Source organism: Nocardia sp. CA-151230 (assembly GCF_050942175.1).
Taxonomy (GTDB): Bacteria; Actinomycetota; Actinomycetes; order Mycobacteriales; family Mycobacteriaceae; genus Nocardia.
The window spans coordinates 6,519,771-6,538,522 of sequence record NZ_CP192061.1; the positions used below are offsets into that span (position 1 = coordinate 6,519,771).

Below are 18,752 nucleotides of genomic sequence, written 5' to 3' on the forward strand. Positions count from 1 at the left end.
GTCGCATCATAACTTGAGCTAAGCTACTCACGGGTAACAGGCACGCTCGACCGCATCGGATCCCGGGAGCGGCGGGCGTAGCCGGCCGGATCGATACCGCGCAGTCTGCAAATTTCGGCGAGCCCACCGGTCAGCAATACATCGGTTGCCGCCAGCGCACGGACGGTTTCCGCGCCGAGCAGCACCATGAGCTGCCGGATCTGCGTGATCCACGTGTCGATGGCCGCGATCAGCGCATCGACGCCCTCGGTCTCGAGGATCGACAGGAAATGCCCCGACACCCCCACCGCCCGCGCGCCGAGCGCGAGCGCGCGAACGGCGTCGAGCGGAGTACGCACCCCGCCGGAGGCCAGCAGTGTGACCCCGTGCCGCAGCGCCGCGTCGGCTCCGTCGGCCAGGCAGGCCGGGGTGGACAGGCCCCAGCCGGCGAGCAGGCCGAAGTCGGCGCGCCGTCGCCTGGCGTTTTCGATGAGCGCGAAATTCGTTCCGCCATTGCCGGATACGTCGACGATCCGCACGCCGAGCTCGGCCAGCTGGGTGACGGTGTCGGCACTGATCCCGAACCCGACCTCCTTGACGATCACCGGGATACCGAGCGTCTCGGCCAGGCGAGCGATATTGCACGGCCAGGCGGAGAAGTCCCGATCCCCCTCCGGCATCACGATCTCCTGGATCGCATTGACGTGCACCTGCAGTGCGTCGGCGCGCAGCAATTCCACTGCCCGCACCGCCATCTCCGGGGTGGCGTTGGCATTGACATTGGCGATGACGTAGCCGTCCGGATTCTCGCCGCGCAGCACGCGGTAGGTCGCGGCCACCGAACTGTCGGCCAGGTAGGCGCTCATCGAGCCCGACGCGATCGCCAGGCCGGTCTCCCGCGCGGCGATCGCCAGCCCGCGATTCACTTCGCCGGTACGGTGGCTGCCGCCGGTCATCGCGTTGATGTACAGCGGCACCGGCCAGGTCGTGCCGCCCACCTCGGTGGCCAGGGAGACCGCGTGCTCCGCGGTGCCCCGGATGGCGTGGTGGACGAAGGCGACGTCGTCGAACGGAGATGTGCGCGGCCCGGCCATCGACACCTGATGCTGCGCGACGGCCAGGCGGACGTGATCGTCCTTGCGGCTGGCATAGCTCATCTGATGCTCTCTTTCCTCTTGTGTACCCGGAGACGCAGCGGTTCGATTCCGGCGGCGCGCCAGCGCTGCCGCAGGATCGGGGCGCGGGCGGGGTCGATCAGAGCGATCCCGCAGTCGCCGCCGCCCGCACCGGAGCTCTTCGCCACCGCACCGAGTTCCTCGGCGAGACAGCGCAATCGAGACAGTTCGGGGCTTTCGATGGCCGTACCGGACACGGCGGCCAGGTCACGGAGCAGTCGCCCGGCGGTATTCAGCGCGACCTCGACCGCGTGATCGTCCCCGGACCGGCATGCTGTCGCGAAATGCTCGACACACCGGTCACTCGCGGCGACGAACTGCCGATAGACCGAACGATGCTGTCGGACAGACTGTTTCATCGCTGCCACCAGCTCGCTCGAATTCGCGGGACTGCCAACCCATCCCACCTCGAGCGACAGCGCACGGGGTGGCGGCAGCGACCGCACCGCCAGGTGTTTCCAGGGCCGGCGGATCAGTGCGCCGAGTTCCTGGTCGTGTCGCGCGAGCGCGGTGGTCAGGGCCGCGCGATCCGGGGTCCGGTAGTACACCCAACCGCCGTGCGCCGAGGCCGCGACATCGCCGCCGGAACAGTACGGATCCACCGAGAACACCGAGAGCAGAGCCAGTTTCAGCTCGGTGGCGGGATCGAGCGGCAGCCCGTACGCCTGGGCGGCGGCCCGGACGACCGCGACGGTCACTGCCCCGGAGGAACCCAGCCCGTATTTGCGTCCGGTCGCGGAATCGTCGAGCTGGGAGTCGATATCGAGGGCGAAACCCACGGGCTCGCAGCCCGACTCGACGGCATAGCGATCGACGATGGCCAGCGCTGCCAGCGCATGGGACAACCCGGCCGAGTCGGCCGTCGTCGCCGGCGACGGCTCGAAACCACTTCCCCGGCGGATGAATTCGACGCCGCGACCCGGGGCCCGATTGGTGGTGATCGTCCGGGCCACAGGGCCGGCCGACGTCACCGGCGTCAGGCGCACGCGCACCTGACGATCGATGCCGACCAGCACGGCCGCGCTGCCCGGCTCCAGGACCGCGTATTCGCCGACGATGTAGAGCTTGCCCGGAACGGCGACCGTGATCATCGATTTCCGTCATCGGAGACGACGGCACCGGGCCCGGCGGTGGTGACCACGGTCCGCGCCGCTCCCCCGACCACCTCGGCAACCGCGGCGGCGACGGCGGCGCTGTCGCGGGAATCGCACAGCACCTTCACATTCGGACCGGCGTCCATCGTGGCCCAGGCTCCGATGCCCGAGGCACGCAACTCCAGCACCCGGTCCAGCACCCGGTAAGTGCCGGGTGCGAAGTACCGTACGGCCGGTCGTGCACCGAGCATGGTCGCGTGCATCCCGAGGGCGTTCGCCTCGGCGATGTCCCCGACGGTCGCCAGATCGCCCTCGTGCAGCGCCTTCCGCATGCGGTCCAGGTCCCGGGCGGACTCGGCCACCCACGGCGGGTAGAACGGCGACGTGGCCATGGTCCGCCGCATCGCTTCCCTACTGGGAACGGTCTTTTCGCGGGTGTCGACCAAGGCCACCACCAGCGCCGGGTCCAGCAGCGGCGCGTCGATCGGTTCGGCGAAGCTGCTCAGGTCACCGGCGTCGCCGACGTCCTCGCCGCGCCACCACACCGCGAACCCGCCGAAGACCGATCGCGACGCGCTGCCGGATCCGCGGCGCGCCAGCCGGGACAGCGCGCGCCGGTCGAGGTCCAGTCCGTAGGCGGTTCCGGCGGCCAGCGCCAGTGCGGCGAAACCCGCTGCCGAGGAGGCCAGTCCGGCTCCGGTCGGCACCGTGTTCACGGTGTCCACCACGGCGTGCCGCGGGTCGCCGGACAGCTCGCGCACCAGATCGAGAAACCGCGAGACGCGCGCGGCGAACGCCTCGGGCGCCCTCGCTCCGGCGAACGTCACGTGGTCGGCGGTGAGGTCCGGCCGCTGCGTGACCCTGGTCGTGGTCGGGAATTCCCGCAGGGTCAGCGACAGGCTGGTGGTCATGGGCAGGTGCAGGACCTCGTCTCGCTTGCCCCAGTACTTGATCAAGGCGATATTCGGATGCGCCACCGCCACCACGGAATTCATGCGCGCACCGGCGTCAAAGGGACCTCGAGACAACGCTGGGCGCCGGCCGCGAGCAGTGCCGTGCGCACCGCAGGGGCATCGGTGGCCAGTGCGATGACGCAGCCGCCGAGCCCGCCGCCGGATAGTTTGGCCCCCAGGGCACCCCCGGCCAGTGCGGCGGACACCAGCTCATCCACGGCCGGGCAACTGACGCCCAATCGCACCAGAAGCCGTTGTGCGGCAGTAATGGCCCGACCCAGGTCGGCGAAGCGCCCGAGCCGCAGATCCTCGGCAGCGCCGTGGGTGAGCTTCCCGGCGCGCTCGAGCAGCGCCTCACCCTCCGCGCCGAGCTCGGACAGTCGCCCGCGCACGGTGGCCACCGCCTGCCGGGTGCTCCCGGCCACACCGGTGTCGGCCACGACCAGGACCGCGCGATCCGCGCTGTCCGCCACCGGAAGGGGCCGCGCCAGCCCGTCCTGGAACCACAGCGGACCCGCCGGGCTGATCACCGTGCGCGCATCGATGCCGCTGGCGTTTCCGTGCGCCCGCGTCTCCGACTCCTGGATCAGCGCGAAAAGGGTTTCGTCGGAGAGCTTTCGATCCCACAGCTCGGCCACCGCGCGAATGATGGCCGCGGCGACGGCGGCGCTCGAACCCAGTCCGCGCTCGCTCGGGATATCGCTGTCGACGGCGACTGCCATGCCGTCCTCGGGAACCCGAAGGTGTCGGCAGGCCGCCGCTATCGCCAGCCGCGATACCGCGGTGTCATCCAGCCGCGCGGCCGTTCCCCTGGTCCGGTATGCGGTGGCGGTCACCCCCACCTGCGGTACCGGCAGCGAGATCGCCGGTCGACCGTAGAGCACCACATGTTCACCGAGCAGGATCAGTTTCGCGGCGGCCCGGCCCGTGCCGAGCGTGTCGGCGGCGGGCCGTTTCGCATCCATTCTCATGCTTGAATCAGGTGACGTGCCTCGTACATTCGCGAATGCCCGGTGACGGCCCGCAAGCGGAAGGGTCCGGCGCTGTCGGCCTCGAGCACCTTCGACGAACCATCCACGGGCAGTTCGAAATCCCTTATCGCACGGTATCTCTCGTATGAGATCGGTTCGCGTCGTGCGATGGCCGCCCGATTGGCCGCGGTCCGCAACCGTTGCCGGTATCCCGGCACCATCGACAAGCCGAAAAACTCCGCGACACAACCCGATCCGTAGCTGAGTAGCCCGACCGAACGTCCGCTCAGATCCTCTGCATGGTCGAGCAACGACATCAGGCCCACGTACAACGAGGCCGTATAGCTGTTGCCGATCAGCCGGTTGTAGACGGTGGTGTGGGCGAGATCCGCGTCCAGCCGCTCCTGGTCGGCGCCGATGCCGTGGACCTCGAGCAGCCGCGCGTGCGCCTTGTAGGCCATCCGGGTGAATGGCTGGTGATAGCAGAAGGCCGCGAAATCCTCGATCGCCCGGCCGCCGCGGGCCTCGTAGTCCTTCCACGCCTGTTCCGCCGCTTCGAGATACAGCGAGACCGACAGCTTGCCGTCGACCATCGGTGTCGAGCGGTAGTTGGGCCGCCAGAAGTCCTGCACATTGGCGGTGTACAGACCCGAACCGGGTTCCAGGACCGCGACGGCCGGGTCCGCCGACACCAGCATGGCGACGGCGGCCGCGCCCTGCGTGGCCTCGCCGGCGGAGTCGACATCGTATTTCGCGATATCGCTGGTGAGCACCAAGACCTGGTGATCGGGGTCGCGGTGCACGAGTCCGGCCGCGAACTGCAGCGCGGAGGTACCGCCGTAACACGCCTGCTTCAATTCCACCGCCCGGGTCGAGGACGGTAATCCCAGCAGGTCCTGGACATATACCGCGGCCGCTTTGGACTGGTCGATCCCGGTTTCGGTGGCGAGCAGGACGGTGCGAATATTCCCCGCGTCGTGCTCGGCCACGATCTGCTTCGCCGCGGCGGCGGCCATCGTGACGATGTCCTCATCCGTCGCCGGAACGGTCTGCGTGGTCTGCCCCAGGCCGACGGTGTACTTGCCGGGATCGACGCCGCGCCGCTCCGCCAGTTCGCCGAGGTTCAGCGCGTAGTGCCCGGTCGCCAACGCGATATCGTGAATTCCAATGGGAGACACCACGTCAATTCTCTCCATCCGATGGTGAGCGTTCGAAAGTCAGATGCGTCCGCATCAGTTCTCCGGAGTTCGTCTGGGCCGCCATCAGCGACAGCTCGCCGCACAGGACCGCCGCCGCGGTCACCACGGCGAGACGGCGGGCGTTCTCGCCCGCCCTGCGGTCTTCACGGCAGCCCAGTCTGGCCAGATTCGCCGCGGCGAAGTCCAATCCTTTTCCGTTTCCGACGGTTCCGACGATGATGTTCGGCAACGTGCACGAGAAATAGAGATCGCCGTCGCGGTCCTCGGCGTGCGTGATGCCCTGCGAGCCCTCGACGATGTTCGCCGCGTCCTGGCCGGTGGCCAGGTAGACGGCCAGCAACATGTTCGCGTAATGCGCGTTCGCCGTGCGGATCCCACCTGCCAGACTGGTTCCGATCAGGTTCTTGCGGACATTGAGGGCCGCCACCCGCCGCGCGGTCGTGTGCAGATCGTGCTCCATCACGGCACGCGGGACCAGCAATTCGGTAACCACGTTCTTGCCACGGCCCAGGATGCCGTTGACCGCCGATGCCTTCTTGTCCGTGCAGAAGTTTCCCGACACGGATTCGTAACGCACGCCCGGGAATTCGCGCACCATGTACGCGAGCAGGGCATCGGCGGCCAAGGTAGCCATATTGTGACCGGAAGCGTCCCCGGTCGAGAATTCGAATCGCACGAACAACAGGTTTCCGGCGATCTGGTGATGGATCTCCAGAAGTTCGGCATAGCGGCTGCATGCGGAGACCATCCGGCGCAGCTCACCCATGGAGTCCCCGAGCCGGCGGACCGCGGCCAGTGCGGTCCCGGCGTCGTCGGCCTCGAGCAGGACCGACCGGGTCATCCGTTCGTCGACGAGCGTGGCGACGACGCCGCGGTCGCAGCGCCTGGTGACCTTGGCGCCCCGCGCCACCGACGGCCACAGCGGCGATTCATATGTGGCCAACGGGATTTCGACCAGTTCGTCCACCACATTACCGGTGATCTTGACCGGGCCCACCCAGCGCAGCGGGACGCTCGCCACGTCCATTTCTCGCTCGGCACCGTTCACAGACATCGAATCTCCCCCAACTCCAGCAGGTTTCACGAGCAATTCTCTGTGATTGCGATTCACATGTACCGCAACCGAAGTCGGCCACGGTATTACCGCACATGTCGATCTCCGCGACAAGAGCGGAACGCCTGTTATCGAACTCACCGGATGAGATCCCGCTACCGCCGGCGGGCGCAGCTGTGCGAAACCACAGCCGAAAGGCGGGCGGTCCTGCATCGATGGACCGAATCGCACTGTGCAACTGCGGCTTTCACCCAGTTGTACAGTGTCTGATGTCACCGGCTGTGGATCGACACAGCCGCACAGGCTGACGACGATGGGTGATCACAACCGCCCGCCGTCCACCTCGATACCCCCTTGCTGAGAGGATGCGCCTGGGGTAATTTCCGAACGCTGATCTCGAAAGACCAAGGGGCACTACGCATTTGGAGAACTCTTCGAAATTGAATCGCGTCAGAACATCCTTAGAGATTGCATCGCTGGTAACTATCGGCTCCCCTCGATCCGAGGGCGAGGATCATTCCCACATCGAAAGGCTGGTCGAGGCCGAATGGCCTTTGCCGCCCATTCTCGTTCATCGGCCCACACTGCGAGTTATCGATGGATTTCATCGCACATTCGCCGCGCGACTGAAGGGATTCACACATATTGATGCATATCTGGTGGACGGTTCCGAGGAACTCGCATTCATCGTCGGGGTCCGGGAGAACACGACCCACGGCCTGCCGCTGTCGCTGACCGATCGGCGGGCCGCGGCGGAACGAATCATGCGAACCCATCCGCACTGGTCGGATCGTTCGATCGCGACCACCGCGGGCCTGTCCGCGAAGACCGTGGCCGCGATCCGGGGCCGCATCGACGACAATTCGCGGTCGAGCCATCGGCTGGGAAGTGATGGACGACTACGACCCGTCGACACCAAATCCGCCCGGCGCACCGCCGCGGAGCTGATCCTGGCCCGCCCCGACGCGTCCCTGCGTAGCATCGCCCAAGAAGTGGGCCTGTCCCCGTCCACCGTTCGAGATGTCCGCAGCCGACTCAAACGCGGGGAGGATCCGCTCCTCCATTCGAACGAAAACAAAACGCCCCCTACCCTTCCGGAGTCGGAGAGCAAACTCCCGGAAACTCCCGATCGGCTCACCCCTGTTCCCCATCCCGAGAAGCCGGCGGATCTCGGTGCCCTGCTGGCACTGATGTCCCGGGACCCGGCACTACGGATGAGCGCCAGCGGCCGCGACCTCCTGCGGTGGATGCATCAGCGCGCGGTGAAGAGCAGCGATGTCGAGAAGATAGCCGACGCAATTCTCCCGCATACCCGGGACCACATCATCGAATTCGCGCTCCAATGCGCGGCCAACTGGGCCAATATCGCCCATGATCTGCAAAATCCCTCGAACGCGGCGCAGCACAACTAGCTAGTTATCGGAGTAGTCGACATGTCAAAGATCGCAGTTCTCACGAGCGGCTTGCAATACGATATCGTCGGAAAGAACCCGGAGCGTCAGGCGGCGATCACCGCGGCGACTCCGCATGTGACGGAATTCTTGTCCGCCATGCGGAAACGGGGTTATCCCATTTTTCATCTCCAGCTCCTCAACGAACCGGACGATCCCCTCGCGGAGCGGTACGACGGCCGCATCCCCGCCCTGAAGGGCACGGCGGGCGCGGAGGTGATTCACGAGTTCCTCGACTCGGAAGACATCATTCAGGAGCGGAGCAAGGACAGCGGCTTCTACGAGACCGATCTGCATGCGCGGCTGCAGGCGATCGGGGTCGAGACCCTGATCCTCATCGGTCTGCAAACCCAGATCTGTATTCAGACGACGGCGGCCGACGCATTCTTTCGCGGATACATCGTCGGGGTGCCGAGCGACTGCGTATTCTCCGCCGTCGAAGCCGACCGGCAGCGTGCACTCGAATGGCTCGCGGGTTACTGCGCCACGGTCGCCAGTGCCGAAGAAATTCTGCTGACGATCGATGAGAACGGCGGTCTCCCCCGGAAGGAGACCAAGACACCGTGACGCTCGACACCCAGGAAATGATGCTCGCAACCCAGAAGATTCAGCTCGATCACGGCACGGGTGCGACGCTGTCCGGCGAGCTCGTGGAATTCATCGCGCAGACATTGGGCGATGTCTATGTGGGCGAGATGGAGGACAGTGCGATCCTGCCCGTCGAGGGTAGCCGGATCGCGATGACCACCGACAGCTTCGTGGTCGACCCGCCGTTCTTCGGCAACGGCGACATCGGGAAGATCGCGGTCTGCGGGACCGTCAATGATCTCGCGGTCTCGGGGGCCTCGCCTCGCTATCTCACCCTCGGCCTGATCCTCGAGACGGGACTGCCGTTCGACCAGCTGTTCCGGGTGCTGACCTCCATTCGGGACACCGCGCGCGAGGCCGGTGTGCAGATCGTGTGCGGCGATACGAAGGTCGTGCGCGCCGGGGAAGCGGATCAGCTGTATCTCAACACGAGTGGGGTCGGCTTCTTCTCCCGCGAGCCCCTGCGGATGGATTCCGTGCGCCCCGGTGATGCCGTCGTGCTGTCCGGCCCGATCGGCAACCACACCGTTCATCTGCTGTCGATCCGGGAAGGCCTCGGCTTCGAAAGCCGGGTGCTCAGCGACTGCGCTCCGCTCAACACGATGATCGATCGCGTGTTCTCGACGGTGCCCACCGGGTCGATCCACTCGATGCGGGATGTCACGCGCGGCGGACTCTCGGCGGTGCTGCACGAGTACGCGGGCAAGATGGACAAAGCCATCATGATCGAGGCTCCGGCCTTGCCGATCCAGCACGAGACCGCGATGGCGGCGGACATGTTGGGGATCAACCCCTTACATTGCGCCAACGAGGGCTGCCTCGCGATCTTCGTCGATCCCGCGGCGACCGAGCATGTGCTCGCCGCACTGCGCGCACACGAATACGGCCGGCATGCCGTCGCAGTCGGCGAAGTGACCGCCCGGGAAGGCGCGGCGGTGATCCTCCGGGATGCCGGCGGTCGCGAATCGGCGCTGCAACCTCTCCGCGGCGCAGAGCTGCCGCGGCTGTGCTGAACCGTCGCCATGACCGAATACGCAACCTGGAAAATCAGGGTCACCGGTGTCGTTCAGGGCGTGGGCTATCGTCCCTTCGTCTACAAGCTCGCCCGAGAGCGGGAATTGGCAGGCTGGGTTCGCAATGATCCGGAGGGCGTGCTCATCGAGGTGAGCGGCCCCGAGTCCGTGCTGCGAGAGTTCAGCGCGGAACTGGCGAGCAAGGCTCCCGAGCTGGCCCGCGTCGACGACGTGACAGCCGTCGGCACGTCGGCCGGACTGTCGGAGGCCACCGGTTTCGAGATCGTGCACAGTGAGCACACCGGGGCGAAAGTGGCTCTGGTACCGGCTGATACGCACGTGTGCGCCGATTGCCTGGCCGAATTGCGCGATCCGGCCGACCGCCGTTATCGCTACCCGTTCATCAACTGCACGAACTGCGGTCCACGGTATTCGATCATTCGCGCACTGCCCTACGATCGCTCGCAAACCACGATGCGCTCCTTCGTCATGTGCGAGCGATGCGACCGGGAGTATCGGGATCCGATGAGCCGGCGCTTCCACGCGCAGCCCAATGCCTGCGCGGACTGCGGACCTCGCCTGTTCCTCGCCGACCGGCAGGGGGCTGTCGTCGAAGGTGAGGACGCATTGCGGCGGTGCGCACGGGAATTGACAGCCGGAGGCGTCGCGGCCATCAAGAGTGTCGGGGGTTTCCACCTCGCCGTGGATGCGCGGAACGCCGAATCGGTGGCCTTGCTGCGCGAACGCAAGCGCCGGGATTCCAAGCCCTTCGCGGTCATGGTCCGGGATCTGGCCACCGCTCATCGGATCGTGGAACTGTCCGCGGCGGAGGAAGCGGTGCTGCGGTCGCCCGCGCGGCCGATCCTGCTCGCGCGCAAGCGTTCCGGTACGGTCCCGGAGAACATCGCTCCGCGGAATCCGAATCTGGGGCTGATGCTGCCCTCGGCGCCGCATCATCACCTGCTCCTGGACGAATCCGGCCTGGACATGGTGGTCATGACGAGCGGCAACATCTCCGGCTATCCGATCGTGCATCGCAACGAGGACGCCCTCGGGCAGCTCTTCGAGATCGCCGACGTGATCCTCTATCACGATCGCGAAATCGAGGTCAGGGTGGACGATTCCGTGGTCCGGCTGTCCTCGCATCCCGGGCTGGACGGCCCCCTGCTGACGTTCCTGCGCCGAGCGCGTGGTTACGCCCCGTATCCGGTGGAGGTCGGCCGGCCGCTGACGCCACTGGTCGCCTACGGTGCGGAACTCAAGACGACGGTGGCCCTGTCGGCCGGTTCCCGGGTCTTCCTCAGCCAGCACATCGGTGACCTCAAGAACGACGAAACCTTTGCCTCCCATCGCAAGACGGCGGCACACCTGGCGGCGCTCTATGACCTGCGGCCCGAGGCGGGTGTCTACGACATGCACCCGCAGTTCCGCTCCAGCACCGCGCACGAGGGTATCGGCGAATCCGGCGAACCCGTGTTCGTCCAGCACCATCACGCTCATATGGCCTCGTGCATGGCGGAGAATCGACTCACGGGGCAGGCCATCGGTGTGGTGTTCGACGGAGCCGGTTACGGCACCGACGGCACCATCTGGGGCGGGGAATTCCTGGTCGGGGGCCTCGAAAGGTTCGAGCGTGCAACGCATTTGCGGCGCTTGGCATTGATCGGCGGTGACCGAGCGGTCCACGAACCGATTCGAAGCGCGGTATCGGTCGCCTTGGACGCCTTCGGCGATATCGACATGGCCGTCAAGGCGATCCCGGCGATCGGGCGGCTCGAGCCGGACCGCCGGCACGTGTATTCGACGATGCGTGCGCGAGGCATCAACTCACCCGAAGTGTCGAGCATGGGCCGGTTGTTCGACGCGGTGGCCGCCCTGCTGGATGTGTGCTCGCACGCCGAGTACGAAGCCCAGGGCCCGATCGAGTTGGAGGGCTTGCTGGAGCGCGACCTCGATATGGTCGACGGCTACGAGTTCGACTACACCACAACCGAAATCGACTTCAGACCGGTGATCCGCGCGATCGCGGAGGACCTCGACACCGGCGTCCCGCTCCCCCGGATCAGCCGCCGCTTCCATTCCGGCGTGGTGACCATGGTGCGCCGCCGGTGCCGCGAAATCTCCCGCGAAACCGGCATCCGGCAGGTGGTGTTGTCCGGCGGCGTGTTCCTCAACGAATTCCTGCTGGTCAACAGCCTCGCGATACTCGAACGCGACGGGTTCGAGGTATACAGCCACCGCCGGGTTCCCCCGAACGACGGCGGCATAGCCCTCGGCCAGCTGGTGATCGCGGACTACCGGCGCACCATCGGAAGCGACCGGGTGGGGTGAGCCGATGCGTAGGTTGCCCCGGCGAGCCAGGATCGGTCGAATCAGCGGTCCGCGTCGCGATGGCGGTGTTTGGTGGTGCGCTGGTAGCGGCGGGCGCTCGGGATGGGCTGGGACGCATTGGATCTGCGGAGTTCGTGGCGTTGCCGCCACGCGGTCAGGTCCGGGCGTTCCGCCGGGGCGGGCGCGCCGCTGTCGGCGGGTGTGGTTTTCACGGAGTCCCCCAGGGTGGATCGGTTCGGTGAACTCGAACACGGTAAGGGGTACAACGCTGGAGCTCCAGCGAATATTGCGCGGGATCAGCGGGTGGTGTCGGAGTCGGGGACGGGGCCCTGGGATTCGAAGGGCACCACGGGATCTCGCGGGGTGTACTGGGGGCCGCCGTTGGAACCCGGGTAGGGGCCGTAGCTGATGGCCGAACCGTACTGGGGTGGTGCGAGGACGACCGGGTCGGGGCGCCGGCCGCCGAAGGGTAGGTACTCGCCGGTGCCCAAATCGTCGGAGGTGCTCAGGGCGGTGAGGAGCAGGACCACCACCGCGGCGGCGAGCGGCTGGGCGATCAGGGCGGCCCAACACTCCACGGAGGGAGCGAATTCCACGATCGAGTGGACGGCGGGATGCTGGGGGCGGGTGTGCACCCGCTCGGCGACGGCCTCACCCACCACCTTCATCAGGAAGGCGCCGGCCAGCGAGCCGAGCAGGATGCCCGACAGCAGCACGGGTCCCCGCGCCCGCCGCCAGCGCCACGCCGCGGCCGGGCCGAGGACACCGAGCACGATGCCGATCAGCACGAAAATGGCGAGGGCGTCGAAGCGATGCATGCTCTCGCCGGTGAGGGCGGTGCCCCGGTCGGGTTCGACCACCAGCAGTTGCTCCGGAGGAGCGAGAAACGCCCAGGCCACCCCGGCCAGGGCACTCACCGCGGCCAGGGCGGCGCACACCACCGCCGCCGCGCGCACTTCCCGCATCAGTACGTCGACGCGTAGTCCGCCCGGCTCGGCGGTGAGTGTGGTTGCCACTAGCGGTGTTCCAGGCTCGTGGAGTCGAGAACACCGTGGCGGGAGCACTTCGCCCACCAGCCGTCGGGGCTGACCTGCACGATCATGCGGCGCCCGCACTGTTCGCAGAAGCGCGGGGGCTCGAGGCCCAGAGCGGCGGCCGCTGGAACCGGATCATCCAGACCCGGCACGATCCGCTTACCCGTGAAAGGGTTGTAGCGCTCCTCGATGTCCACGATCACCTCGATGGATCCTTCGTGTCTCAGTAGCAGTGCACGGTAAAGCGGGCCGGAGAGACCGTACCGCCACGGTACCGGTTTTCCATAGCCCGCTTGTCTCAGAGGGTTTCGTTGAGCGCCTTGATCGGCATCTTGAGCTCGCCGAGCAGATCGATGTCGGCCTCGGCGGGACGGCCCAGGGTGGTCAGGTAGTTGCCGACGATGACGGCGTTGATGCCACCGAGGATGCCCTGCTTGGCGCCCAGGTCGCCGAGGGTGATCTCCCGGCCGCCCGCGAAACGCAGGATGGTGCGCGGGAGCGCCAGGCGGAACGCGGCGACGGCGCGCAGGGCGTCGGCGGCGGGCAGCACCTCGAGATCGCCGAAGGGGGTGCCCGGGCGCGGGTTGAGGAAGTTCAGCGGCACCTCGTCGGGCTCCAGTTCGGCCAGCTGCGCGGCGAATTCGGCGCGCTGCTCCAGGGATTCACCCATGCCGAGGATGCCGCCGGAGCAGACCTCCATGCCCGCCTCGCGCACCATGCGCAGGGTGTCCCAGCGCTCGTCGTAGGTGTGGGTGGTGACCACGTTCGGGAAGTGCGAGCGCGCGGTCTCGAGGTTGTGGTTGTAGCGGTGCACGCCCATGGCGGCCAGCTGATCCACCTGCTCCTGGTTGAGCATGCCGAGCGAGCAGGCGACCTGGATGTCGACCTCGTTGCGAATGGCCTCGACGCCCGCGGCGACCTGCGCCATCAGCCTCTCGTCCGGACCGCGCACCGCGGCCACGATGCAGAACTCGGTGGCGCCGGTCTTGGCGGTCTGCTTGGCGGCCTCCACCAGCGACGGGATGTCCAGCCACGCCGCGCGCACCGGGGACTGGAAAAGGCCGGACTGCGAACAGAAGTGGCAGTCCTCCGGGCAGCCGCCGGTCTTGAGCGAGATGATGCCCTCGACCTCGACCTCGGGCCCGCACCACTTCATGCGCACGTCGTGCGCCAGGCCGAGCAGCTCCTCGAGCCGGTCGTCGCCGAGGCGCAGCACCTCGAGGGTCTGGTCCTGGGTCAGGCCGACGCCGCGCTCGAGCACCTGCTCGCGGGCGATGGCGAGAATGTCATCGCCTGCTGTGGTCACAGCATCGGTGGTGACGGCTGCCTGAGTCATGTCCGCGCGAATCCCTTCGTCCGACCGGTGTGGCCGAGCAACTTGAACGGTGTTCAGGGTAGGCTAGCAGTCCGGTACGTGAGCCGGAACACGAGAGGGTCGGGTTTTTCAGTGCAACTCCATCGCACGGACGTGGTCGACGGGGCCATCGCCATTCTCGACCAGTACGGTCTGGCGGATCTGACCATGCGCCGGCTGGCCGGCTCGCTGCACGTCCAGCCCGGTGCGCTGTACTGGCACTTCCCCAACAAGCAGGCGCTGCTCGGTGCGATCGCCGACCGGATTCTGGCGCCCATGGACGAACCGGTCCGGGCCGACGAATGGTCCAAGCAGATGACCGAATTGGCGCACCGGCTGCGCGAATGCCTGCTGGCCTATCGCGACGGCGCCGAATTGGTCTCGGCCACTTACGCTTCCCGCCTCACCACCAGCAAGGGCCGGGAACGCCTGGCCAGCGCCGCGATTCGCGCTGGTATGACGCGCGAGGAAGCCGAGCTCGCCGCCTACACGCTGCTGTACTACGTGCTCGGCCAGACGGTGGACGAGCAGTCGCGCATCCAGATGGATTCCGCGGGCGCGCTGACCGAGGAGAACTCGCCGCTCTACGACATGCCCGACGCCACCGCCCGTTTCGACTTCGGGCTGCAGCTGTTCGTCAGCGGCGTGCGCCACCTGCTGGGTTCCCGGATCCGCTGATCCGCCGATCGGTCAGCGCCCGACCGAGACCACCGCCGCCTCGTCGGCCTGCACCTGCCGCACGAAGGGCACCGCCTGCTGCTCGATGACCATGTTGTACTCCTGCGGCCGCTCGATCGGGTTGGCGTGCCCGGTGGTTCGCGTGGTCACCACCAGCAGCGTCCCGTTCACGCCGCCGACCTGGTCGATGAGCACCTTGTGCGAGTACTCCACATCCACGATCGGATCGTCGTACGGGTTGTGCGGCCGGATGAACACGATGGCCGGACGTGGTTTGCCCGCAGCGGGTTTGGACAGCGCCCGCAGATCGTCGACCGCGCCGCCGGCCACAATGGCCTTGAACTGGGCCTCGATCAGGCCGTTGCTGGCGGCATTGGTGTTCAGGATCTTGTCGCGCAGAACGTTCTTCACCGCTTCGCGGAACTCGTCGCCACGGATCACATAGCGTCCGCCGACGAAACTCTCATGGCGCGCATACGTTTCCACGACCAGCCGCAGCAAGCGGCTCTCCCGCGCGCCGGGCACCCAGCCCATCCAGCGCAGCATTTCCTCGCCCTGATCGCGGCTCTCGGGGCGGACCGCGTTCAGATCCACCGGCGTGCAGTCCAGGATCACCGCCCGGACCCGCTTCCTGCTGTCCTGGTGCAGGTGCTTGGCGATCTCCAGCGCGATGACCCCGCCCATGCTGTGCCCGGTCAGCACCACGTTCGGCACCTTGGCCGCGTCGGTGACCTTCACGATCAGATCCGAGATGACCTTGGTGTCGATACCGGCATTGTCGTAGCGCACCGCCCACACCGATCCCAGCCGCCGCAGCGACGGCAGCGCCCGGGCGGTGTCACTGGCATCGAGGACACCCAGCCCGACCAGATCGAAGACGGCGGTGTCGCCGGCCTGCGCATCCGACGGGCCCGCGATGGGCAGCACGGCGGGTTCGGTGCGCGCCAGCCGCGCCTGCTCCGGCAGCACGTCCAGACCCATGTATTCGGCGAAGGCGCCCAGCGCCACCAGCGGCACCAGGCTCAGCCGCAGTACCAGCAGCCGGGTCCGCCGCCAGCGGACCCAGCCGACGCCCGAGTGGGTCGCGCGCAGGCGCGCGCGACGCCGCCGGTCGTCGTGGTCGGCGACGCCGGACGGATTCGGAAAACCCGGCAGCGCCATACCAATCAACTGTACGAATTTCCGGCTGGTCATCCAGGCTTGTTCTGCCGGTCATCTCCTGGTAGCGCACAGGTCATCTCGATGGGCGGCGGTCCTCGCCGCGCAATGCCGAGGGATCGACGGCGATTTCGCGGGCGGTGTCAGCGGATTTCGCGGGCGGTGTCAGTCCTCGGCGGCCTGCTCGGCGTGCTCGGCGAGTTTGGCCAGGGCCGCGCGGAAGCCGATCTCGTTCTCGTCGGGCGAGAGTCCCGGCGGCAGGTTCTCGTGGCACGCGGTCACGCGGGTCCCGCCCGGGACGTCGTCGAGGGTGTAGGTCACCGTCATCTCGCCACGCAGTTCCGGGTCGTCCGTTTCGAATTCGAGGGTCTGCACCACCTCGCGATCGGGCACGACCCGGGCGAAAACACCGTGGAAGGTGTCGGTGTGCGGGGTCGTCTTCCCCGCCCGGGTGTGCATGTCGTAGGTCAGCGAAATCCGGATCCGCCCGCCGACGCGGGGATCGAACTCATGGATGCGACCGGTCATGCCGTCGGGAACCATCCACGTGCGCACCGAATGCGCATCCAGGAGCGCCCGGAAGACATTCGGACGCGGGGCACCGACGAACTTCTCGACTCGAGTGGAAGGCACCGCGCCACCCTACGCCCGATGTGATGAAGCTCACGACAACTCCGCCGAGCTGCCCGGCACGTCCTCGGGCGCGACCGGCAGCGCGAGCGTGGCCAGGGTGCCGCCGCCCGGCGCGGGAGACAGGGTCACCGAACCGGAATGAACGGTCGCCACCCATCGCACGAGCGACAGGCCGATGCCGTGGTGCCCGCGCGCCCCGACCGCGCCACGCCGGAAGGGATCGGTGAGCGCGGGATCCAGTCCGGGCCCGTGATCGCGCACCAGCACCTGCCCCGCGGCCACCCGCACCTCCACGGGCGTGCCCCCGTGCACCAGGGCATTGTCGATGAGATTGCGGACCGCCAGGGCCAGCAGATCCGGATCCGCCCGCACCGCAGTGGGATCCGCGGCGAGGGTCACGTCGCCGCCGCACTCCGCGACCACGCCCTCCACCAGCTGGTCCAGGTGCAGGCGCTGCAGATCCAGTTCGCCCACACCGGTTTCGGCGCGGGTACGCGCCAGCAGTCCGGCCACCATGCGTCCCATGCGGTCGGTGAGCGCGCGGGCATCGGTGACCGCGCGCCGGGTATCGGCCGGATCACGCAGCGCGGCATCCAGGTAGAGCCGCAAAGTGGCCAGGGGCGTGCGCAATTCGTGCGAGGCCTCGGACAGGAAGCGCTCCTGCTGGTCGAGCATGCGCACCGCCGGGCGCATGCTCACCCCGGACAGCAGGTGCCCGGCCAGGGCGGCCAGCGCCACCAGGGTCAGCCCGCCGGCCCACAGGGCCACGACCAGGCTGCGATGGTCGCTCTCCCCCGGCGCCGGGTCGCCGCCCGCGAAAACGACGGCGCCGACCGTCGAGTCGTTGTCCCAGGCAGGGGCCGCCGCCAGGCGTACCGGATCGCCGTCTCGGTCGGTGAGGCTGTGCCACTGGGTGTCCTCGGCGTCGGCGGCCCGCTGTGCGAGTCCGGTCAGGTCCGCGGGCAGCCCGGATCGCCTGTGCACGAACAGTTCCTGCCAGTGGCCGTTCGGGTCGCGGACCAGAATCGCGACGGCGTTGGGGCCGCCGGCCAGATCGTCGTCCCCGCGCACGGTCTCCAGATCGACGCCGCCGTCCTCGTTCCAGTACACCTCGCGCGCCAGCCCGGTCACCACCCGGTCGACGCCCGCGTCCAGGGCCTTCTCCCGCGAATGCCCATCGATGGAGGCCGCCAGGGACGCGAGCACGATCAGGCAGACGGCGGTCAGCGCGGTGAACAGCGCGGTCAGCAGCCACCGGGTGCGCCGTAGCCGGCCCGGCGTCGTCGGTCGCGCCCCGGGCCCGCTTCGCCTCCAGCGGGTGAGCCTGCCGCGCGCCGAATCATGGTCGGCCGCACCAGGATCGGCGTTCGCCGGTCGCGCACCCGCGGCGTCGGGAGCTGTGGCGCGCCGCCGGATCTTCACGGCGTGATGGTGAAACCGGCGCCGCGGACGGTTTCGATGAGGGGCGGGGTGCCGAGCTTGCGGCGCAGCTGGGCGACCACGACGTCGACCACGTTCGACGCGGGTTCGGCCATTTCGTCCCAGCAGCATTCGATGAGTTCGGCGCGGGTCACGACGGTTCCGGCGCGGACCGCGAGGAGCTCCAGGACGCCGAACTCCTTGGGAGTCAGGGTGAGCAGTGTGCCCGCGCGGTGGACGCGGCGGCGCGGCCGGTCCACCACGAGGGTGCCGACGATCGTGCGGGTGGGTGCGGGCAGCTCCCGGCGGCGGCACAGCGCGCCCACGCGGGCGGCCAGTTCGTCCATGGCGAACGGCTTCACGACGTAGTCGTCGGCGCCGTGGGCGAAGCCGTCCAGCCGGTCGGCGAGGGCGTCGCGGGCGGTGAGCATGACGACCGGGGTGCGCTGCCCGGAGTCCCGATGGGCGCGCACCAGGTCGAGGCCGTCGCCGTCGGGCAGGCCGCGGTCGACGACCAGGCAGTCGTAGGTGTTGACGGTGATCTTCAGGTCGGCGTCGGCATAGTCACGGGCCAGGTCCACCGCGAAACCGGCCGCGCGCAGCCCGGCCGCGACCTCGTCGCCCAGATTCCTGTCGTCTTCACACACGAGTACCCGCACCTGCGCAAT

The 18,752-nt window shown here is 67.9% G+C and carries 19 protein-coding genes; 5 read left to right on the plus strand and 14 right to left on the minus strand.

Translation table 11 applies throughout. The features are described from left to right. Positions 1 to 23: 23 nt before the first annotated feature. The 6 genes from fni to ACQP1O_RS30800 are packed head-to-tail and all read right to left on the minus strand — an operon-like array spanning position 24 to position 6,425. Positions 24 to 1,136 (minus strand): type 2 isopentenyl-diphosphate Delta-isomerase, encoded by a 1,113-nt coding sequence (gene fni / locus ACQP1O_RS30775; protein ID WP_433561905.1) that lies wholly within the window; start codon positions 1,134 to 1,136, stop codon positions 24 to 26. Then, positions 1,133 to 2,245: a phosphomevalonate kinase gene (locus tag ACQP1O_RS30780; protein ID WP_433561906.1), complete on the minus strand. Its 1,113-nt coding sequence runs from the start codon at positions 2,243 to 2,245 to the stop codon at positions 1,133 to 1,135. Before ACQP1O_RS30780 ends, fni begins: the two co-directional genes overlap by 4 nt. Beyond that, positions 2,242 to 3,243 (minus strand): diphosphomevalonate decarboxylase, encoded by a 1,002-nt coding sequence (gene mvaD, locus ACQP1O_RS30785; RefSeq protein ID WP_433561907.1) that lies wholly within the window; start codon positions 3,241 to 3,243, stop codon positions 2,242 to 2,244. Before mvaD ends, ACQP1O_RS30780 begins: the two co-directional genes overlap by 4 nt. After that, a complete protein-coding gene (gene mvk, locus ACQP1O_RS30790; RefSeq protein ID WP_433561908.1) occupies positions 3,240 to 4,172 on the minus strand; it encodes a mevalonate kinase in 933 nt (310 codons plus the stop codon). The genes mvaD and mvk overlap by 4 nt, the downstream gene beginning before the upstream one ends. Further along, positions 4,169 to 5,368: a hydroxymethylglutaryl-CoA synthase gene (locus ACQP1O_RS30795; protein ID WP_433561909.1), complete on the minus strand. Its 1,200-nt coding sequence runs from the start codon at positions 5,366 to 5,368 to the stop codon at positions 4,169 to 4,171. Before ACQP1O_RS30795 ends, mvk begins: the two co-directional genes overlap by 4 nt. After that, positions 5,355 to 6,425 carry a hydroxymethylglutaryl-CoA reductase gene (locus ACQP1O_RS30800; RefSeq protein WP_433561910.1) on the minus strand — a complete coding sequence of 357 codons (1,071 nt, stop codon included), beginning with the start codon at positions 6,423 to 6,425 and terminating at the stop codon, positions 5,355 to 5,357. The genes ACQP1O_RS30795 and ACQP1O_RS30800 overlap by 14 nt, the downstream gene beginning before the upstream one ends. Before the next feature lie 440 nt (positions 6,426 to 6,865). Between ACQP1O_RS30800 and ACQP1O_RS30805 the strand changes: the two genes are divergently transcribed. From ACQP1O_RS30805 to hypF, 4 genes are read left to right on the plus strand one after another with little or no spacing between them, the layout of a single operon-like run. Continuing rightward, positions 6,866 to 7,837: a hypothetical protein gene (locus ACQP1O_RS30805; protein WP_433561911.1), complete on the plus strand. Its 972-nt coding sequence runs from the start codon at positions 6,866 to 6,868 to the stop codon at positions 7,835 to 7,837. Between the two features lie 21 nt (positions 7,838 to 7,858). Continuing rightward, on the plus strand, positions 7,859 to 8,443 hold the full coding sequence (locus ACQP1O_RS30810; protein ID WP_433561912.1) for an isochorismatase family cysteine hydrolase: 585 nt from the start codon (positions 7,859 to 7,861) through the stop codon (positions 8,441 to 8,443). Further along, positions 8,440 to 9,477, plus strand: a complete 1,038-nt coding sequence (hypE, locus tag ACQP1O_RS30815) for a hydrogenase expression/formation protein HypE (protein WP_433561913.1) — start codon at positions 8,440 to 8,442, stop codon at positions 9,475 to 9,477. Before ACQP1O_RS30810 ends, hypE begins: the two co-directional genes overlap by 4 nt. Positions 9,478 to 9,486: 9 nt before the next feature. Then, positions 9,487 to 11,808 (plus strand): carbamoyltransferase HypF, encoded by a 2,322-nt coding sequence (gene hypF / locus ACQP1O_RS30820; RefSeq protein WP_433561914.1) that lies wholly within the window; start codon positions 9,487 to 9,489, stop codon positions 11,806 to 11,808. 41 nt (positions 11,809 to 11,849) lie between these two features. On the opposite strand, the gene ACQP1O_RS30825 is transcribed toward hypF, so the two are convergent. The 4 genes from ACQP1O_RS30825 to bioB all read right to left on the minus strand — a co-directional run bounded on the left by ACQP1O_RS30825 (position 11,850) and on the right by bioB (position 14,178). After that, the gene (locus ACQP1O_RS30825) at positions 11,850 to 12,020 is read right to left on the minus strand and encodes a hypothetical protein (RefSeq protein WP_433561915.1); all 171 of its coding nucleotides are present in this window, start codon (positions 12,018 to 12,020) and stop codon (positions 11,850 to 11,852) included. Between the two features lie 84 nt (positions 12,021 to 12,104). After that, positions 12,105 to 12,824 (minus strand): DUF2567 domain-containing protein, encoded by a 720-nt coding sequence (locus tag ACQP1O_RS30830; protein ID WP_433561916.1) that lies wholly within the window; start codon positions 12,822 to 12,824, stop codon positions 12,105 to 12,107. Continuing rightward, complete coding sequence (locus tag ACQP1O_RS30835; RefSeq protein WP_354843205.1) at positions 12,824 to 13,039, minus strand: hypothetical protein; 216 nt, start codon at positions 13,037 to 13,039, stop codon at positions 12,824 to 12,826. The genes ACQP1O_RS30830 and ACQP1O_RS30835 overlap by 1 nt, the downstream gene beginning before the upstream one ends. Positions 13,040 to 13,140: 101 nt before the next feature. Further along, entirely contained in the window at positions 13,141 to 14,178 is a 1,038-nt protein-coding gene (gene bioB, locus ACQP1O_RS30840) for a biotin synthase BioB (protein WP_354842846.1), read from the minus strand. A 111-nt stretch (positions 14,179 to 14,289) separates the two neighbouring features. Here bioB and ACQP1O_RS30845 point away from each other — a divergent pair, with 111 nt between their 5' ends. Beyond that, positions 14,290 to 14,874 carry a TetR/AcrR family transcriptional regulator C-terminal domain-containing protein gene (locus ACQP1O_RS30845; protein WP_379388918.1) on the plus strand — a complete coding sequence of 195 codons (585 nt, stop codon included), beginning with the start codon at positions 14,290 to 14,292 and terminating at the stop codon, positions 14,872 to 14,874. Between the two features lie 12 nt (positions 14,875 to 14,886). Here the strand turns inward: ACQP1O_RS30845 and ACQP1O_RS30850 are convergent, their stop codons facing one another. The 4 genes from ACQP1O_RS30850 to ACQP1O_RS30865 form a co-directional block, all read right to left on the minus strand. After that, the gene (locus tag ACQP1O_RS30850; protein WP_433561917.1) at positions 14,887 to 16,035 is read right to left on the minus strand and encodes an alpha/beta fold hydrolase; all 1,149 of its coding nucleotides are present in this window, start codon (positions 16,033 to 16,035) and stop codon (positions 14,887 to 14,889) included. A 162-nt stretch (positions 16,036 to 16,197) separates the two neighbouring features. After that, a complete protein-coding gene (locus ACQP1O_RS30855; protein ID WP_433561918.1) occupies positions 16,198 to 16,665 on the minus strand; it encodes an SRPBCC domain-containing protein in 468 nt (155 codons plus the stop codon). A gap of 30 nt (positions 16,666 to 16,695) precedes the next feature. After that, a complete protein-coding gene (locus tag ACQP1O_RS30860; RefSeq protein WP_433561919.1) occupies positions 16,696 to 18,087 on the minus strand; it encodes a sensor histidine kinase in 1,392 nt (463 codons plus the stop codon). Then, positions 18,084 to 18,731 (minus strand): response regulator transcription factor, encoded by a 648-nt coding sequence (locus ACQP1O_RS30865; protein WP_433561920.1) that lies wholly within the window; start codon positions 18,729 to 18,731, stop codon positions 18,084 to 18,086. Before ACQP1O_RS30865 ends, ACQP1O_RS30860 begins: the two co-directional genes overlap by 4 nt. Positions 18,732 to 18,752: the final 21 nt, after the last annotated feature.

What these genes read in the sequence shown, in the direction of transcription:
- fni (WP_433561905.1), bottom strand. Translation starts at nt 1,136, where the DNA reads ATGAGCTATGCCAGCCGCAAGGACGATCACGTCCGCCTGGCCGTCGCG.
- ACQP1O_RS30780 (WP_433561906.1), bottom strand. Translation starts at nt 2,245, where the DNA reads ATGATCACGGTCGCCGTTCCGGGCAAGCTCTACATCGTCGGCGAATAC.
- mvaD (WP_433561907.1), bottom strand. Translation starts at nt 3,243, where the DNA reads ATGAATTCCGTGGTGGCGGTGGCGCATCCGAATATCGCCTTGATCAAG.
- mvk (WP_433561908.1), bottom strand. Translation starts at nt 4,172, where the DNA reads ATGAGAATGGATGCGAAACGGCCCGCCGCCGACACGCTCGGCACGGGC.
- ACQP1O_RS30795 (WP_433561909.1), bottom strand. Translation starts at nt 5,368, where the DNA reads ATGGAGAGAATTGACGTGGTGTCTCCCATTGGAATTCACGATATCGCG.
- ACQP1O_RS30800 (WP_433561910.1), bottom strand. Translation starts at nt 6,425, where the DNA reads ATGTCTGTGAACGGTGCCGAGCGAGAAATGGACGTGGCGAGCGTCCCG.
- ACQP1O_RS30810 (WP_433561912.1), top strand. Translation starts at nt 7,859, where the DNA reads ATGTCAAAGATCGCAGTTCTCACGAGCGGCTTGCAATACGATATCGTC.
- hypF (WP_433561914.1), top strand. Translation starts at nt 9,487, where the DNA reads ATGACCGAATACGCAACCTGGAAAATCAGGGTCACCGGTGTCGTTCAG.
- bioB (WP_354842846.1), bottom strand. Translation starts at nt 14,178, where the DNA reads ATGACTCAGGCAGCCGTCACCACCGATGCTGTGACCACAGCAGGCGAT.
- ACQP1O_RS30850 (WP_433561917.1), bottom strand. Translation starts at nt 16,035, where the DNA reads ATGGCGCTGCCGGGTTTTCCGAATCCGTCCGGCGTCGCCGACCACGAC.